The sequence below is a fragment of the Mycobacterium sp. genome (assembly GCF_965277065.1).
Classification (GTDB): domain Bacteria; phylum Actinomycetota; class Actinomycetes; order Mycobacteriales; family Mycobacteriaceae; genus Mycobacterium.
The window spans coordinates 587613-603961 of sequence record NZ_CBDIBT010000018.1 but is presented as its reverse complement, the minus strand read 5'-3'; the positions used below and the strand labels follow the sequence as shown (position 1 = coordinate 603961).

The 16349-nt window shown below is 66.2% G+C and carries 20 protein-coding genes; 11 read left to right on the top strand and 9 right to left on the bottom strand.

Annotation, left to right across the window (positions count from 1 at the left end):
• Nucleotides 1-9 precede the first annotated feature (9 nt).
• Complete coding sequence (locus ACQY5A_RS14430; protein WP_428341014.1) at nucleotides 10-1410, bottom strand: glucose-6-phosphate dehydrogenase; 1401 nt, start codon at nucleotides 1408-1410, stop codon at nucleotides 10-12.
• 388 nt (nucleotides 1411-1798) lie between these two features.
• Here ACQY5A_RS14430 and ACQY5A_RS14425 point away from each other — a divergent pair, with 388 nt between their 5' ends.
• Entirely contained in the window at nucleotides 1799-2593 is a 795-nt protein-coding gene (locus ACQY5A_RS14425) for an adenylate/guanylate cyclase domain-containing protein (RefSeq protein ID WP_428341013.1), read from the top strand.
• 4 nt (nucleotides 2594-2597) lie between these two features.
• On the opposite strand, the gene ACQY5A_RS14420 is transcribed toward ACQY5A_RS14425, so the two are convergent.
• A complete protein-coding gene (locus tag ACQY5A_RS14420) occupies nucleotides 2598-2756 on the bottom strand; it encodes a hypothetical protein (RefSeq protein ID WP_428341012.1) in 159 nt (52 codons plus the stop codon).
• Nucleotides 2757-2829: 73 nt separating this feature from the next.
• Here ACQY5A_RS14420 and ACQY5A_RS14415 point away from each other — a divergent pair, with 73 nt between their 5' ends.
• Nucleotides 2830-3510 carry a guanylate cyclase gene (locus tag ACQY5A_RS14415; RefSeq protein WP_428341518.1) on the top strand — a complete coding sequence of 227 codons (681 nt, stop codon included), beginning with the start codon at nucleotides 2830-2832 and terminating at the stop codon, nucleotides 3508-3510.
• 10 nt (nucleotides 3511-3520) lie between these two features.
• Here ACQY5A_RS14415 and ACQY5A_RS14410 read toward each other — a convergent pair whose 3' ends face one another.
• From ACQY5A_RS14410 to ACQY5A_RS14400, 3 genes are all read right to left on the bottom strand, one after another.
• Nucleotides 3521-3919: a VOC family protein gene (locus ACQY5A_RS14410; RefSeq protein WP_428341517.1), complete on the bottom strand. Its 399-nt coding sequence runs from the start codon at nucleotides 3917-3919 to the stop codon at nucleotides 3521-3523.
• 58 nt (nucleotides 3920-3977) lie between these two features.
• Nucleotides 3978-4490 carry a restriction endonuclease gene (locus ACQY5A_RS14405; RefSeq protein ID WP_428341011.1) on the bottom strand — a complete coding sequence of 171 codons (513 nt, stop codon included), beginning with the start codon at nucleotides 4488-4490 and terminating at the stop codon, nucleotides 3978-3980.
• Between the two features lie 273 nt (nucleotides 4491-4763).
• Complete coding sequence (locus tag ACQY5A_RS14400) at nucleotides 4764-5138, bottom strand: DUF2255 family protein (RefSeq protein ID WP_428341010.1); 375 nt, start codon at nucleotides 5136-5138, stop codon at nucleotides 4764-4766.
• Nucleotides 5139-5305: 167 nt separating this feature from the next.
• On the opposite strand from ACQY5A_RS14400, the gene ACQY5A_RS14395 reads away from it, so the two are divergent.
• The gene (locus ACQY5A_RS14395; protein ID WP_428341009.1) at nucleotides 5306-5812 is read left to right on the top strand and encodes a nitroreductase/quinone reductase family protein; all 507 of its coding nucleotides are present in this window, start codon (nucleotides 5306-5308) and stop codon (nucleotides 5810-5812) included.
• On the opposite strand, the gene ACQY5A_RS14390 is transcribed toward ACQY5A_RS14395, so the two are convergent.
• Both ACQY5A_RS14390 and ychF read right to left on the bottom strand, forming a co-directional pair.
• Nucleotides 5809-6006, bottom strand: a complete 198-nt coding sequence (locus ACQY5A_RS14390; RefSeq protein ID WP_428341008.1) for a hypothetical protein — start codon at nucleotides 6004-6006, stop codon at nucleotides 5809-5811. The genes ACQY5A_RS14395 and ACQY5A_RS14390 overlap by 4 nt on opposite strands.
• A gap of 160 nt (nucleotides 6007-6166) precedes the next feature.
• Entirely contained in the window at nucleotides 6167-7240 is a 1074-nt protein-coding gene (gene ychF, locus ACQY5A_RS14385) for a redox-regulated ATPase YchF (protein ID WP_428341007.1), read from the bottom strand.
• Between the two features lie 126 nt (nucleotides 7241-7366).
• Here ychF and ACQY5A_RS14380 point away from each other — a divergent pair, with 126 nt between their 5' ends.
• The gene (locus ACQY5A_RS14380) at nucleotides 7367-8494 is read left to right on the top strand and encodes a DUF6542 domain-containing protein (RefSeq protein ID WP_428341006.1); all 1128 of its coding nucleotides are present in this window, start codon (nucleotides 7367-7369) and stop codon (nucleotides 8492-8494) included.
• A 27-nt stretch (nucleotides 8495-8521) separates the two neighbouring features.
• Here the strand turns inward: ACQY5A_RS14380 and ACQY5A_RS14375 are convergent, their stop codons facing one another.
• The gene (locus tag ACQY5A_RS14375) at nucleotides 8522-9541 is read right to left on the bottom strand and encodes a 4-hydroxy-3-methylbut-2-enyl diphosphate reductase (RefSeq protein ID WP_428341005.1); all 1020 of its coding nucleotides are present in this window, start codon (nucleotides 9539-9541) and stop codon (nucleotides 8522-8524) included.
• An 88-nt stretch (nucleotides 9542-9629) separates the two neighbouring features.
• On the opposite strand from ACQY5A_RS14375, the gene ACQY5A_RS14370 reads away from it, so the two are divergent.
• From ACQY5A_RS14370 to ACQY5A_RS14340, 7 genes are all read left to right on the top strand, one after another.
• A complete protein-coding gene (locus ACQY5A_RS14370; protein WP_428341004.1) occupies nucleotides 9630-10202 on the top strand; it encodes a lipid droplet-associated protein in 573 nt (190 codons plus the stop codon).
• The gene (gene xseA, locus ACQY5A_RS14365; protein ID WP_428341003.1) at nucleotides 10199-11464 is read left to right on the top strand and encodes an exodeoxyribonuclease VII large subunit; all 1266 of its coding nucleotides are present in this window, start codon (nucleotides 10199-10201) and stop codon (nucleotides 11462-11464) included. Before ACQY5A_RS14370 ends, xseA begins: the two co-directional genes overlap by 4 nt.
• A complete protein-coding gene (locus tag ACQY5A_RS14360; RefSeq protein WP_428341002.1) occupies nucleotides 11454-11681 on the top strand; it encodes an exodeoxyribonuclease VII small subunit in 228 nt (75 codons plus the stop codon). Before xseA ends, ACQY5A_RS14360 begins: the two co-directional genes overlap by 11 nt.
• 63 nt (nucleotides 11682-11744) lie before the next feature.
• On the top strand, nucleotides 11745-12878 hold the full coding sequence (locus ACQY5A_RS14355; protein WP_428341001.1) for a 3-beta-hydroxysteroid dehydrogenase: 1134 nt from the start codon (nucleotides 11745-11747) through the stop codon (nucleotides 12876-12878).
• A 40-nt stretch (nucleotides 12879-12918) separates the two neighbouring features.
• Nucleotides 12919-13968, top strand: a complete 1050-nt coding sequence (locus tag ACQY5A_RS14350) for an NAD-dependent epimerase/dehydratase family protein (RefSeq protein ID WP_428341000.1) — start codon at nucleotides 12919-12921, stop codon at nucleotides 13966-13968.
• Nucleotides 13965-14720 (top strand): SDR family NAD(P)-dependent oxidoreductase, encoded by a 756-nt coding sequence (locus ACQY5A_RS14345; RefSeq protein ID WP_428340999.1) that lies wholly within the window; start codon nucleotides 13965-13967, stop codon nucleotides 14718-14720. Before ACQY5A_RS14350 ends, ACQY5A_RS14345 begins: the two co-directional genes overlap by 4 nt.
• On the top strand, nucleotides 14717-15568 hold the full coding sequence (locus ACQY5A_RS14340) for an SDR family NAD(P)-dependent oxidoreductase (protein ID WP_428340998.1): 852 nt from the start codon (nucleotides 14717-14719) through the stop codon (nucleotides 15566-15568). The genes ACQY5A_RS14345 and ACQY5A_RS14340 overlap by 4 nt, the downstream gene beginning before the upstream one ends.
• Here ACQY5A_RS14340 and ACQY5A_RS14335 read toward each other — a convergent pair.
• Entirely contained in the window at nucleotides 15549-16346 is a 798-nt protein-coding gene (locus tag ACQY5A_RS14335) for a dienelactone hydrolase family protein (RefSeq protein ID WP_428340997.1), read from the bottom strand. The two genes, ACQY5A_RS14340 and ACQY5A_RS14335, sit on opposite strands and share 20 nt — an antisense overlap.
• Between the last annotated feature and the right edge of the window lie 3 nt (nucleotides 16347-16349).

Here is a 16349-nt window from a genome sequence, read left to right as displayed (position 1 = left end):
TGGTTCTCCTTAGTGATGGTTGTTAGCTAGCCACGGCTGCTGCCAGCCGCGATGTCCTCGTAGCAGATCCCGTGCGGCGTCCGGCCCCCACGAGCCAGGTTCGTAGGAGTGGATCTCACCGGGATGGTCCAGCAGCGGCTGCACGATCCGCCAGGTCTCCTCGATGCCGTCCTCGCGAGCGAACAGCTGGTGATCGCCCGTCAACGCCCCATGCAGCAACCGCTCGTACGGCAGCAGCGGCTCGCCGAGGTCAGCCATGAACGACGAGTCGAGGTGCAGGTCGCGCCAGCGGTCACCGTCGAGCGCGGTCAGTTGCAGTCGCAGCCCGGGATCGGGATCGATGCGCAGCACGATCTGGTTGGGTTGGGATCGGGCGCGATCCGGCAGAAAGGCCAGCGACGGGACGCGGTGGGTGAACAGCCGCACCTCGGTGACCCGCTCGGTCAGTGCCTTGCCCGCCCGCAGGAAGATCGGCACACCGGCCCATCGCCAGTTGTCGATCTCCACCTTGAGCGCGACGAAGGTCTCGGTGTCCGAATCCTTGGCCACCCCTTTGATGTCGGTGTATCCCCGGTATTGCCCGCGCACGCTGCGATCCGGGTCGACCGCCGGCATCGCCCGCAGCACGTCGGCTTTCTTGTCGTTGAGGTCGTCCGCGCTGGGCCCGACGGGTGGTTCCATCGCCACTCCCGCAAGCACCTGCAGCAGATGGTTTTGCACGACGTCGCGCAGCGCACCCACCCCGTCGTAGAAGCTACCCCGGTCTTCAACGCCGAAGTTCTCGCCCATGGTGATCTGGATTTCGGAGATGGTGCTGCGGTTCCACATCTCGGCCAGGGTCAGGTTGCCGAACCGCAGGTATTCGAGTTCGACGACAGGTTCCTTGCCGAGGAAGTGGTCCACCCGGAAGATCTGGTCTTCGTCCAGCACCGCCCGCAGTCGCGCGTTCAGTTCACCGGCCGACTTCAGGTCGTGGCCGAACGGTTTTTCCACCGCGACGCGGGATCCCTCCAGCAACTTGGCCTTGGCCAGGTTCTCCACGATCGGCGCGAACAGCGACGGCGGCATCTCCAAATAGAACAGGCAGCGCCGATTGGAGCCGATCTCCTTGGCCAGCGCGTCGTAGAGCACCGAAGCGGTGACGTCGCCGTGCAGGTAGGACAGTCGTTTCGCGAACCGGTCGAACACCGCGCTGTCGATCTTGTCGCCGGTGCCTTCGACTGCCTTGCGGGCCCGCTTGACCAACTCGTCGACGCTGATGTCGTCGCTGGCGACGCCGAGGATCGGGCATTGCAGCAATCCGCGGTGCTCCAGCCGGTAAAGGGCCTGGAACGTCATTTTGCGGGCCAGATCGCCGGTGATTCCGAAAATCACCAGCAGGTCCGAGACGTTAGTGCCGGGTTCGGCCAATCGGGACCTCCACGAGAAATCGACGAGTAACGCGGGCCCCAAACCTGCCTAGCTCGATCCGCCGCGGCCAGCTTCAACCCTAGACACTGCGGATGCACGCGACAACCGAAAGACGTGAGCCGGATAGCCACTCATCCGGGCAGGCAAACCTGGAATGGGCAAAGATTATCGAAATGTTTACTCGCAGTTGCTCTTTCGCGAATCTGCAACCTGCTAGGCATCCTCCGGCTCGATGGTGTCCAGGGCAGCGGCGAACGTCGCCGACAGCCCTTGCCGAGCGAAACCCTTCCGTACCAGCTGTTCGTAGTCGGGATCACGAGTTTCGAAACCGGAGCTTACGAGCTGAACGGTAGCTAGGTAAAACAGCTGACGTGTTGAATGGTGCATCGTGGGCGATCTGCTACACCTCGCGGTCTACGCACTGGCCGCGTTGGCCGTCATCGAGGCGGTGGCCATCGGCGTGATGTGGTGGCTGTGGTCCCGCAGCCGAGCGCTGGTCGAGGAATTGCAGCGGCAACCGGACCTGCTGAGCTTCGGGTCGAAGGCCGTCAAGACGGTTTGGCAGACCGCGAATCTGGTCCGCAAGCAGGGATTCGGCGCCGCGGTGCGCAGTTCGATCGAAGACCTTGCCGACTGGGCCGAGGTGGAGCGCCCGGACCTGGCCCGGGTGACGCAGGACGGCAAGGTCGCCATCCTGTTCTCCGACATCGAGGAGTCCACCGCGCTCAACGAGCGAGTCGGCGACCGGGCCTGGGTCAGGCTGATCAGCGAACACGACAAGCAGGTTCGCAAGCTGGTCAAGGAGCGCTCCGGGCATGTGGTGAAAAGTCAGGGCGACGGGTTCATGATCGCGTTCGCCCGTGCCGAGGAGGCGGTTCGCTGTGGCATCGACATGCAGGACGCGCTGCACAGGGACGCAGAGCGTAAGCGGCGCAACGGAATTCGAGTGCGAATCGGAGTCCACGTCGGCCGGTCGGTGCGCCGCGGTGACGACCTGTTCGGCCGCAACGTCGCGATGGCGGCGCGGGTCGCTGCAGAGGCCTGTGGTGGTGAAGTTTTGGTGAGCGACACCGTGCGCGAAGCGCTCAGCGACTGCGACGACCTCGAGTTCGACGGTGGTCGTGAGGCGGAGTTGAAAGGCTTCGCCGGCACCCACCGGCTGTACGCCGTCGCCGCTGCGTGAGCGGCTAGTCTTCGCCGGCCTCGGCGAGGCGCTGCTGCAGCCGATCACGGATCTCGTTGGGCGTGTAGGCCCGACGGCGTCGTTGGTCGCGGACGACCAGCACGCCACCGGCTGCCACGCCGACGACCCCGGCTAATCCCAGCAACTTCCAGACGGTGCGCATCGGTTCAGGTTATTCGCGAGTGCATCCCGACGGGGACGGTATTGCATATGGTGCGTTGGTGGACACGCACACAGTGACCTTGAGCCAGGCCCTGGACCAGACCAGGACCGGTGACGTCTGGCTTTTCCGCGGGCATTCCGGACCGGACCGCGCGATCCAGACGATGTCGAACAGCCCGGTCAACCACGTCGGCATGACGGTCGCGATCGAGGACCTGCCGCCGCTGATGTGGCACGCCGAGCTCGGCGACAAGCTGACCGACGTCTGGACCGCCACCAACCACCGGGGCGTGCAACTCAACGAAGCCCGGGAATCCGTCGAGCGGTGGCTGAACCACTATGGCCAGCGATGCTGGTTCCGGCAGATGACGCCGGACGTCGACCATGCCCAGGAGAACCGGCTGCTGAAGGTGATCGCCCGGATGGATGGCACGCCGTTTCCGTCGACGACCCGGCTCACGCTGCGCTGGCTGCGCGGTCAGCTTCCGACCAGATACGACTGGGTGCGCGGAATCCCGTGGATCGACGTCAAGGTTCGCGAATCCACCCGGCGCCGCCGAGCCGAGCAGCGCAAGGGCGGCTTCGAATCCGCCTATTGTGCAGAGACGGTCGCCGTCACCTACGAGGAAATGGGGTTGATCGAAACCGAGAAGCGGACGAATTGGTTTGACCCTGGCCGCTTTTGGAGTGGTGATGATCTACCGCTGATCGCGCCCTACCGGCTCGGCAACGAGATCGCCGTCGTTCTGGACTGATCGACCGTGCTCACACCCCGAACTTGGCACGGGCCTCGTCCGTGACCGGGGTGAACAGGTTGACGAGATTGCCGTCCGGATCCCGGAACAGCAGCGCCCGGTTGCCCCACGGCATCGTCGTCGGCGCCGTCACGATCTGCCCAACGTGCGAGCGCAGGCGCTCGTACTCGGCGTCCACGTCGTCGACCAGGAACTCGATGATCGCGCTGCGGTTTGCCCCCGGCTCGGCGGATCCCGCTCCGAACAGCGGCACGGTCTTCTCGCTGCCGATAGCCAAAGTGCCTATCGGCGTGGGAATTTCGGCGAACAGCTCATTACCCCATACCGCGACTGTATCGGTCACCTCCTCGTAGAACGCGACCAGCCGTGCAACATCGGCGGTGATGATTCGAATCGAAACAAATTTCATGCTGGCGATGCTAGGCAGCGCCTCCGACACATTTGCGAGATCAGACCGGGGTCAGGCCCTAAACCGCGCGCCGGGCCGGTGGTGGCACCCACGCCTCCAAAGCTCGACGGCCGATCAGCTGACAGTGATGGGTGAAGGCCAGCCGCGTGGCGGCATCGGTGAATTCCTGGTTGCTGACGACGATGCTTTTGGCGCAGTCGTAATGCCGCGCGCCGGAGACCACCTCCTGCACAGCACCGATGCCGACCGGCTTGCCGAGACGCTTGCACTGGACCGCCACGGACTTGTCGTCCCGCCGGGCGATCAGGTCGACGCCGTAGTCGCCACTGGTCGGGGTGAACGTGATCTGCCAGCCGGCCCGTTGCATCCGCGCGGCGACGTAGTCCTCGAACTCCGTCCCGGTCATCGCGTCGATCGCCGCCATACCGGTGCCCACGCGCCGTTCACGCGCTAGCCACGCCGCCAGAAACAGACCCACGGCCGCGCCGGCCAGACCCACCCGGACGCTGTGACCGACGAAGCCGGCGAAAAGCCCGAAGTAGACCGGCAGAAACAGGTAAGCGATCTTCATGTCGGAAGAGATGATAACGACAGTCACCGACATCAGCGGTCAGGCGGCGACCAATCCCGTTGTCGCGCTTGCCTGCCTGGCACTCCGGTCCCGCTCGTCGGCGACTTGGTCTCGTTGGCGGCGGTCCGCTCGCGCCTGTCGAGTTCGCTCTCACGTCGCGCGAGTGAGCTATCACGCTCGTCAGACGGGTCCGGCGCGATGGGGGGTTGTCGCGAACCACACCTTCATTAAACGGCCCGTATTCGACCGCAGCGGCTTCAGCCCAGCGCTGGATCAATCGCTGAGCAGCCGAAGTGTCGTCGCGGCCGCTTCGTCTCCGACCATGTTTTCGGTCGAACCGCCGCCGCCGTATTTGTCACGGTAGGCAGCGTCAACGTCCGACCGGAGTCCCGGCGGCCCTACTCCGATGTCCTGGACGAGCACGTCGGCCTCTATGCCGGGCAAGCGCACCCGTGCGCGTGCGGTTTTCACGGCAAGGCCGAACCACCCGGTGTCTCGACGGTGCCAGGTACGGACGTACACATCGCCGCCGACCCGCACCACCCAGATCGGCGTCCACGGTCGTAGTGTTCCATCCACCCGGCGCACGGCAATGTCGAGTTCGCGGGCAGCGTCGACATGAGCGAGCTGCTCAGATGTCCAGCTCATGGTTTGAAAGCCTACCGATCGGGTGAATCCTCAGACGTCGAAGCGGAATTCGACGACGTTGCCGGCCAACGTCATCGGGGCTGTCACTCGTCTCATGGGGTGCCGGCAGTGACTATCGTTGCGCACAGCACAATCACCTTCATCCCATCTGCGTTCAGGAGTAATTCATGGGCGACGCCGACGCCGCAGCGATCCGAGCGGAGCGAGGTGGTTGGGTCAGCGAGCATCTCGAGACCTACCTGTCCTCCGGCGGCGCGCGGGGCCACATCTTGGACCTGAGCGAGGTCGGCGGCCGTGCAATGACCACACACTGCTTGGTCAGGTGCGCGGGGCACAAGTCGGCGAAGGTCTATGTCAGGCCGTTGATTTACGGCAATGTCGGTGGCGAGATCGTCGTCGTCGCATCAAAAGGCGGCGCCGACACGCATCCGGGGTGGTACTTGAATGTCTTGGAGAGCAACACGATTGGCGTGCAGATCGCTACTCAAGCGTTCGAGGCCACGTGGCGGGAACCCGAAGGCGCGGAACGCCACCAGGTCTGGGCCTTCATGGCTCACCTGTATCCGCCGTACCTCACCTATCAGCAGTCGACCACGCGCCAGATCCCGCTGGTGATGTTGGCGCCCGTGCGGCCGATCGACGTCTTCTCAGCGGATACCTCTTCGACCACTTAGAAACTGCCGGTGCCGGCGTACGGCCACCAGTCGTTTGGGTCGTTGGGGTTGTAGTACTCGCCATTCGACGGTTGGACAGTCGGTATTGGAGGCGGTGGCGGCTGAGGTGGGTCGGCTGGTGGCGGCGCCAAGAGGGCAACCTGCGCATTCGCGGTGCCGCCGAAACCGGTCGCCGCATCAGCCGGAACGCTCACTGCGAGAGTGGATACAGCGATCAGCACCCCCACCGCGGCAAGCGTCCTGATGGTCGAAGTCGTTGTGCAAGTCATTGATCACTCCCTTCACCTGGGCTTCGACGCTACGCCCCACTCGGTTGATGTGCCGCCGAAAAGAGATCGCTCACTCATTGTTTACCTAGACGTTGAACCGGAATTCGACGACGTCGCCGTCGGCCATCACGTAGTCCTTGCCCTCCATGCGCACTTTGCCGGCGGACTTTGCCGAGGCCATCGATCCGGCGGCGACGAGATGGTCGTACGACACGATTTCGGCTTTGATGAAGCCCTTTTCGAAGTCGGTGTGGATCACGCCGGCCGCCTTGGGCGCGGTGTCGCCTTGATGGATGGTCCACGCCCGCGACTCCTTGGGCCCAGCCGTCAGGTAGGTCTGTAACTTCAAGGTGTGAAAACCGGCCCGCGCCAATGCATCTAGGCCACGTTCGGTCTGACCGATCGACTTGAGCAGCTCGACGGCCGACTCCTCGTCGAGCTCGATGAGCTCGGATTCGATCTTGGCGTCCAAGAACACCGCGTCGGCAGGCGCGACCATCGCACGTAGCTCAGTCTTGCGGGCCTCGTCGGTCAGCACCGCCTCGTCGGCGTTGAACACATAGAGGAACGGCTTGGTGGTCATCAAGTTCAGCTCACGCAGAATTGAGGCATCGACGCCGGCCGCGAACAGGGTCTTGCCCGAATTCAGCACCGCCTCGGCGGCAACCGCCGCCTCGAGCAGCGGCTTGCGCTCCTTGTTGTTGCGCGCTTCCTTCTCCAGCCTCGGGACGGCCTTTTCCAGCGTCTGCATGTCGGCGAGAATCATCTCGGTCTCGATCACCTCGATATCCGAGGCCGGATCGACTTTGCCGTCGACGTGTACGACGTCGTCGTCGGCGAACACCCGGACCACCTGACAAATGGCGTCGCACTCGCGGATGTTGGCCAGGAACTTGTTGCCCAGACCGGCGCCCTCGGAGGCGCCCTTCACGATTCCGGCGATATCGACGAACGTCACCGGCGCAGGCACGATTTTCTCCGAAGCGAACAATTCGGCAAGCTTGGACAACCGCGGATCGGGCAGCGGCACCACGCCCTCATTGGGCTCGATGGTCGCAAAAGGGTAGTTGGCGGCGACCACGTTGTTTCTGGTCAGCGCGTTAAACAGGGTCGATTTGCCGACATTCGGCAGACCCACGATCCCAAGGCTGAGGCTCACAGGGACTCAAGTGTAAAGCGTGCAACGCCGGACTAATCGCCGCGCTGCTGCGCTGGGTAGGCACGCCCGCACATTGCTAACGAGGTCGTTACGCGTCTTTAGGCGTCCAGCCGGTACGGTCGACATGTGTCAGAAGAGCCGTCCCGGTCGGTGGTGGCCGCAGATCACCGCTCGATAATCCCCGGGATTCCTGGAATCCCGTGGTGGGCAGCGGTGGTGGTCGCGGTGACCGGCTGCGCCGTCGGTTTTGCGTTCGAAGCCGGCTCCGGCAAAGACCTGACCATCGTGTTCACCGCCCTGTACGTGGCGGGCTGCGTCGCAGCGGTGCTGGCCGTCCGGCAGGCCGGGATCTTCACCGCGGTCATCCAGCCGCCGCTGATCCTGTTCTGCGCGGTGCCCGGTGCCTACTTCCTGTTCCACGGCGCCAAATTCACCGGCGTCAAAGACCTGGTGATCAATTGCGGCTACCCGCTGATCGAGCGTTTCCCGCTGATGCTGTTCACCTCGGCCGGCGTGCTCCTGGTGGGCCTGGTCCGGTGGTACCTGGGCAAGTTCCACTCGGGTGAGGCAGAAAGCACAGAGGTCGCCGACGCTGAGGCTGCCGAGGGTGGGCGGCTCGGGTTGGTCGCGAAACTGACCGCCTTGTTCACCCGCGACTCTGCCGACGACGAGACAACTGACAGGGCCGCCCGAGCGCGGGCACGCCGCCGGGAGCACGCCGTCGAGCGGTCCGCCCGATCGACCGGCGCCGAGCGCAGGACCGGGCGGCGTCCAACAGCTTCCGGCGGCACCGCGTCGTCGAGCACCACGTCGTCGCGCACCGCCTCGTCGCGCACTCGCCGACCGCGGCCCCCGATCGACGACGCCGCCGAGCCGACGCGCGAGCGGACGCAGCGACGCCGCCCGCCGCGCGAATTCGACGACTCAGAGCCGCCGCGGCGCAGCAGCAGCCGGCAGCCCCGCGATCCGGACCTGCGCGGCCGCCCGCCGCGGGAAATCCGCCGCGATCCACACGCCCGTCGCGGCCGCCCCACCAGCCGCACCGGTCGCTTCGACCCGTACGAACCGGTCGAGCCGTTCGACACCCCGGCTCCCCCGCCGCGGCGCCGGCCGGCGCCCAACGGCGCCACCGCGACGCATCACCCGATCTCACAGGTCAGGTATCGCAAAACTGCCGGCGGCGAGGAGCCGCTCGAGGGACGCCAGCGCCAACCGCGCAAGCCGTCGGCCGAGTCCTGGGACTACGACGTCTAAAGTTACGACGTCTAGCACCCAGGCCGTTTAGGACTTGCGGGCCGCCCGGATCTCCCGGGGCAACGCGAACACCAGCGTCTCGTTGGCCGTGGTCACCGGCTGCACGACGTCGTATCCGTGCTCGGCCAGCCGCTCCAGGACGCCCCGAACCAGCACCTCGGGCACCGACGCTCCGGACGTCACGCCGACCGTGGTGACACCCTCCAGCCAGGCCGGATCGATGTCGTCGGCGTAGTCGACCAGATATGAGGCGGACGACCCGGCACCCAGCGCGACCTCGACCAGCCGCACCGAGTTGGACGAGTTGCGCGAGCCCACGACGATCACCAGCTCGCATTCGGGCGCCATCGCCTTGACCGCGACCTGACGGTTCTGCGTGGCATAGCAGATGTCGTCGCTGGGCGGGTCCTGCAGCTTCGGGAAGCGCTCCCGCAGGCGCTGCACGGTCTCCATCGTCTCGTCGACTGACAGCGTGGTCTGCGACAGCCAGATCACCTTGTTCTCGTCGCGAATCGTCACATCGTCGACGGCGCTCGGACCGTCGACCAGCTGCACGTGGTCAGGTGCCTCACCGGCGGTGCCGACGACCTCCTCGTGGCCCTCGTGGCCGATCAGCAGGATGTCGTAATCGTCGCGGGCGAAGCGCTTGGCCTCGTTGTGCACTTTGGTGACCAGCGGGCAGGTGGCGTCGATGACCTTCAGCCCGCGCTCGGCGGCCGTGGTGTGCACGGTCGGCGCGACGCCGTGCGCGGAGAACACCACGATGGCGCCCTCGGGAACCTCGTCGTTGTCCTCGACGAACACCGCCCCGGCTTTGGCCAGGGTTTCCACCACGTGGCGGTTGTGCACGATCTCGTGTCGGACGTAGACCGGCGCGCCGTGCTTTTCCAGCGCACGTTCGACGGTTTCGACGGCCCGGTCGACGCCGGCGCAGTATCCGCGCGGCTCGGCCAGCAGCACGCGCTTGCCGGTCACCGGCTCGGCTACCGCAGCGGTCGCACCCGCCCTCATTCCTATGTGTGGGCCCATGTTCACGGTCGGCGGCATGTCCACCAGGGTACTTTCTGCCGACGTCGGCCCGCCAACTCGCGCGCTCAGCTTGGCGTTGTCCGCCGGTTAAGGCAGTCTTGACCTCATGGCTACTGCACCATATGGGGTCCGGCTGCTGGTAGGCGCGGCGACAATGGCCGTCGAGGAGACCCTCAGGCTGCCGAAAACGATCCTGATGTACCCGATGACGCTGGCCAGCACCGCTGCGCACGTGGTGATGCGGTTTCAGCAGAACGTGGCCGAGCTGGTGATCAAGGGCGACTCCACCCTGGAGCACATCTTTCCGCCCAAGGACGAGCAGCCGGAGTGGGCGACCTTCGACGAGGATCTGCCGGACGACGCCGATGACGACGGTCAGCCGTCCGGCGTCGAGTCTCGCGCCGAGGGGCGGTTTGCGCTGTACTCCTCCCCCGATGCGGGTGCGGGCGACGATTGGGCGCGGGTGGCCGCCACATCGACCAAGACGTCGGAGTCGGCGCCGGCGGTGGTGGAGGAACTGGACTACGAGCAGCTCACCCTCGCTCAGCTGCGGGCCCGGCTGCAAACCCTCGACGTCGACGAACTCGAAGCCCTGTTGGCCTACGAAGAGGCCACCAAGGGGCGCGCCCCGTTTCAGACGCTGCTTGCCAACAGGATCACGCGCGCGACGGCGAAGTGACCGCGAACAGCGCGGAGGCTGGGGCTCCCCGATCGGCCAATTCGGCCGACAACCCGTTCCCGGTTCGCGCGGTGGCGACGCGGATCGCGGCCTGGATCGACAAACTGGGCACGGTCTGGGTCGAAGGTCAGCTGACCCAGATCAACATCCGGCCGGGCGCCCGGACCGTCTTCATGGTGCTGCGCGATCCGGCTGCCGACATGTCGCTGAGCGTGACCGCTCCGCGCACTCTGGTCGACAATGCCCCGGTCAAGCTGGTCGAGGGCGTGCAGGTGGTGGTCTGCGGCAAGCCCAACTTCTTCACCGGCCGCGGCACGCTTACCTTGCGGCTCAGCGAAATACGCGCGGTCGGCGTCGGCGAATTGCTGGCCCGCATCGAGCGGTTACGCCAGCTGCTGGCCGCCGAAGGTCTCTTCGATGCGCGGCTCAAGCGGCCAATTCCGTTCCTGCCCAGCATGATTGGTCTGATCACCGGCCGCGCCAGTGCGGCCGAACGCGACGTGACGACCGTGGCCGCCGCCCGCTGGCCCGCGGTGCAGTTCGCTGTCCGCAACACCGCGGTGCAAGGACCGACCGCGGTGGCCCAGATCGTCAAGGCGTTGCGGGAGTTGGACTCTGACGCCTCCATCGATGTCATCGTGCTGGCCCGCGGCGGTGGCAGCGTCGAGGACCTGCTGCCGTTCTCCGACGAGACGCTGTGCCGTGCGATCGTGGCATGCCGCACACCGGTCGTCAGCGCGGTCGGCCACGAGCCCGACAACCCACTGTGCGATCTGGTCGCCGACCTGCGCGCGGCCACCCCCACCGACGCCGCCAAGAAGATCGTTCCCGATACCGCGGCCGAGCAGCACCTGCTCAACGACCTGCGCCGGCGCAGTGCCCAAGCGCTCCGCAACTGGGTGGGCCGCGAACAACGCATGCTCGCGCAACTGCGTAGCCGACCGGTGCTGGCCGAGCCCCTGGGCGCGCTCGCGGTGCGCGCCGACGAGATCCACCGGGCCCGCTCCGCAGTTCGCCGCGACATCACCCGACTGATCGACGCGCAGAGCGAGCGCGTCGGGCACTTGTCGGCCCGGCTGGCGACACTAGGTCCGGCGGCCACCCTGGCGCGGGGTTACGCCGTGGTGCAGACGGTCGGTGCCGACGGTTCGGCATTGGTACTGCAATCCGTCGCTGACGCCCCGGCGGGGAGCAGGTTGCGGGTACGCGTCGGCGATGGCGCGATCGCGGCGACGAGTGAAGGATCAGCCGATGGCGAATAACGAAGTGACGCCTATTAGTCAGCTCGGGTATGAAACCTGCCGCGACGAGTTGATCGAGGTGGTGCGGCTGCTGGAGCAGGGTGGGCTGGATCTCGATGCGTCGCTGAAACTCTGGGAAAGAGGCGAACAGCTGGTAAAACGCTGCGAGGAACACTTAGCTGGCGCGCGCGAGCGGGTGGCGGATGCGCTGGCTGCCGGCGACGCGCAGGATTCTTGACACCGCAAGTATTTCCCTGACATTTGTTCGAAACTGGAACACGTTTCAGTTATTCTCTTCCGCATGGTTGAGAACACTGCACAATCGCCGACCAACCCGCTGGGCCGAGTGCTGGTCACCGGCGGCTCGGGATTCGTCGGCGCCAACCTGGTGACGACCCTGCTCGACCGCGGCTATTCGGTGCGCTCCTTCGACCGGGCACCGTCACCGCTGCCCGCCCAGCCCGGCCTGGAGGTGCTCCAGGGCGACATCTGCGATCGCGACTTCGTCGCCGGCGCGGTCGACGGGATCGACACCGTCTTCCACACCGCCGCGCTCATCGAGCTGATGGGCGGCGCATCGGTCACCGACGAATACCGGCAGCGCAGCTTCGCCGTCAACGTCGAGGGAACCAAGAACCTGGTGCACGCCGCCCAGGCCGCCGGCGTCAGGCGGTTCGTCTATACGTCGTCCAACAGCGTGGTGATGAGCGGAAAGCGCATTTCGGGCGGCGACGAGACCTTGCCGTACACCACCCGGTTCAACGACCTCTACACCGAGACCAAAGTCGTCGCTGAACGATTCGTGCTCTCCCAGAACGGTATCGACGGCCTCTTGACCTGCGCGATCCGGCCAAGCGGAATCTGGGGCCGCGGCGACCAGACGATGTTCCGCAAGGTGTTCGAAAGCGTGCTCGCCGGGCACGTCAAGGTGCTGGTCGGCCGCAGGGCCGCCCGGCTGGACAACTCCTACGTGCACAACCTGACTCACGGATTCATCCTCGCCGCCCAACACCTGGTTCCGGGCGGGACCGCGCCGGGGCAGGCGTACTTCATCAACGACGCCGAGCCGGTGAACATGTTCGAGTTCACCCGCCCGGTGATCACCGCATGCGGCGAGCGTCTGCCGCGGCTGCGGATCTCCGGCGCCGCGGTGCGCGCCGCGATGCTGGGTTGGCAGCGGCTGCACTTCAGGTTCGGGATCCCCCAGCCCCTGCTGGAGCCGCTGGCCGTCGAGCGGCTGTATCTCGACAACTACTTCTCGGTAGCCAAGGCGACCCGTGACCTCGGCTATCGACCGCTGTTCACGACTGAGCAGGCGATGGTCGAGTGCCTGCCGTACTACACCGAGTTGTTCGAACAGATGAAAGTCGCCGCGGCTGGCAGTTCCCTCCCTGTTTCCCGCGAAAGTGCAACTGTCGACGCGTTTCTCAAGTAAACCTGTCGCTGGGGTCACTTTCGGGGCCCATAGGAGGCCAATGACCGCCGAGACAGTGTTGGTCACCGGGGCGTTCGGACTCGTGGGTTCGGAAATCGTACGACAGCTGATGGTCGAGGGGTCCCGTGTGGTCGCCACCGACCTCGACGTGCCGGCCAACCGCAAAGCGGCCGAATCGACGCCGTCGACCGAGGTGCACTGGGCGGACCTCACCGACCCAGACGCGGTTTCCGGACTGCTGCACGCTGTTTCGCCGACGGCGATCATCCACCTCGCCGCGATCATCCCACCGGTCTGCTACACCCGACCGGACCTGGCCCGGCGGGTCAATGTCGACGCGACGAAGCTGCTGGTCGACGCCGCCGCCGCGCTGCCGAATCCGCCGCGGTTCGTCCAGGCATCCAGCGTCGCCGCCTACGGTGCCCGTAACCCGCATCGCGTCAGCGACCTGCTCACCGCCGACACCCCCCTGCGGCCAACGGACATCTACGGCGCGCACAAGGTGGAGGCGGAGAAGTTGGTGCGCGCGTCCACGCTGGAGTGGGTGGTGCTGCGACTAGGCGGCGTGCTGACCGCCGAGCCGCGACTAGACCTTGATTTGGACACCATCTACTTCGAAGCGTCACTGCCCATCGACGGCCGAATCCAGACCGTCGACGTGCGCGACGTCGCCCGCGCCTTCATCGCGGCGACCACCGCACCGGTCGTCGGCGAGACACTGCTGATCGGCGGCGACGACTCGCACCGGCTGGTCCAGGGCGACATCGGCCCGTCGATGGCGGCCGCGATGGGTCTGGTCGGCGGCATACCCACCGGGCGAAAAGGCAACCCGCACAACGACGCCGAGTGGTTCAGCACCGACTGGATGGACACCACGCAGTCGGCGAAAGCTCTGGACTATCAGCGGATTTCGTGGCCGCAGTTGCTCGCCGAAACCGCCGCACGGATGGGCTGGCGGCGACACCCGGCGCGGGTCATCGCGCCGCTGACCAATATCCTGCTCCGGCGCCGCTCGCCCTATTACCGCCGCCCGGGCCGCTACGCCGACCCGTGGGCGGTCATCGATGCAAAGTGGGAGCGTCACCGGTGACCGACCGCAACGCCGTCGTCGTCGGCGGCGCCTCGGGTATCGGCAAGGCGGTCGCGCACGGGTTGGCGGCCGACGGCTGCCGGATGATCGTCGCCGACCGCAACGGCGACGGAGCACGTTCGGTGGCAACCGAACTCGGCGACCCGCACAGTTCCGCGACGGTCGACGTCACCGATGAAGACTCCGTGCGAGCATTGTTCGACGACGCCGGCGCGCTCGACATCGTGGTCAACACCGCCGGCTTCAGCTCGCTCGGGCTGATCACCGAGCTACCCGTCGAGGATTTCCGTGCTGTCGTCGACGTCTGCCTCACCGGCAGCTTCCTGGTGATCAAGCACGCGGCGCCGCACCTACACGACGGCGGGGCGCTGGTGTCGATCAGCTCGCTGAACGGACGCCAGCCCGCCGCGGCGATGAGCGCCTACTGTGCCGCCAAGGCCGGGCTGTCGATGCTGACCCAGGTTGCCGCGCTCGAGCTTGCACCTCTTGGCATTCGGGTCAACGCCGTCGCGCCCGGGTTCGTGCACACCCCACTGACCGAGCCGGCCACCCACATCCCCGGCGTCGTCGACGAGTACGTCGAGAACACCCCGCTGGGCCGGGCCGGCACGCCCGAGGACATCGCCGAAGCCGTGCTGTTCCTGTGCAAGGCCCCGTGGCTGACCGGCGAGGTGCTCGACCTCAACGGCGGTGCCCACATGAAGCGATACCCGGACCTGTTGAGCCACGTCATGAAGCTTGCGGCGCAATGAGTTCCGGGGGCTCGGGGAATTTCACCGGTAAACACGCGATCGTCACTGGCGCGGGATCGGGTATCGGCGCGGCCCTGTGCCGGGCGCTGGTCGCCGCGGGCGCCGACGTCGTCTGCACCGATGTCGACGGCGCCGCCGCGGCCCGCACCGCTGCGAGCCTGCACGGTCCCGGTACGGCGACGTCGGCGATCCTCGACGTCACTGATCCGGCCGCCGTCAAGTCCGCCGTCGACGCCGTCGTGGCGCGCGTGGGACAACTCGACCTGATGTTCAACAACGCCGGAATCGTGTGGGGCGGAGACACCGAACTTCTGACGCTGGACCAATGGAACGCCATCATCGACGTCAACATCCGCGGCGTCGTGCACGGCGTGACCGGCGCCTACCCGGTGATGCTGCGCCAAGGCCACGGGCACATCATCAACACCGCATCACTGGCCGGGCTGACCGCGGCCGGCCAGATCACCAGTTACGTGATGACCAAGCATGCGATCGTCGGGTTGTCGCTGGCGCTGCGCTCCGAGGCCGTTTCGCGTGGTGTGGGCGTGCTGGCGGTGTGCCCGGGCGCTGTCGAGACGCCGATCCTGGACAAGGGCGGCATCGGTGGCTTCGTCGGTCGTGACTACTTTGTGGACGGCTCAGGTGTGAAGAACGCCTACAGCGCCGACCGGCTGGCCAGTGACACGTTGAAAGCCATCAGCCGCAACAAGGCCCTGCTGGTCAAGCCGCGACAGGCCTACGCGTCCTGGGTATTTGCCCGGCTGGCGCCGACTCTGTTGCAGCGCATGTCGATTCGGTTCATCTCCGGTCAGCGCAAGCGGCAGTCCGCTAACGCAGCCGCTCGTTGAGGAACGCGACGACCCGCTTGCGCGCCTCGTAGGCCGGGTGGCCGTCGACCTCGCGCACCTCGTCGGTCAGCACCGAGTGCGCCATCCGCGAAAAGCCGTGCTCGTTGCCCGGCTTCGAATCGATCTCGATCACCTCGAACGCGTCCCCTAGACGTTCTTTGAGTGTCGTGAACCGTTCGCGCGGCGCCATCTTGTCCTCGCTGAATCGCAAGCCGATCGCACACAGCCCCTCATTGGCGGCGCGGTCCCTGAAAGCGTTCAACTCCAGATCGCTGACCCCGGGGTCGCGTCGCTGCTTCGGCGTGAACGGGAAGGGCACCGACGGTTGGCTGAGCACGGGCGCGAGCACGCTGTCGTCGACCGCGGCGGCCAGCGCGAAGCCGCCGGTGAAGCACTGGCCGATCACCCCGACGCCCTTGCCCGGCGTCGCCTTGTTGAGGTCGCGGGCCAACGCCCGCAAAAAGACCGACACCGGCCGCTGCTTGTTGGTCGCCAACCCGGCGAATTCCCTCGCCACACAGGCCCGAGCGATGGTCGATACGACGTATCCGGGGTCTTTGCCGCGACCGGGCTCGCCGAACAGCGACGGGATCGCCACCGTGAAACCGTTGTCCACCAGGTGGTTCCCTAGTCCTAGCACGCCCGGGTAGATGCCCGGGATCTCCGGGATCAACACCACGCCGGGCCCCTCGCCGCGGCGGTAGACATCGTGGGTGTACCCCCCGCCGGTGAACGGTTCCACGGACCATCCGGTGAGATCGGCTACCGGTGCGCTCATCGC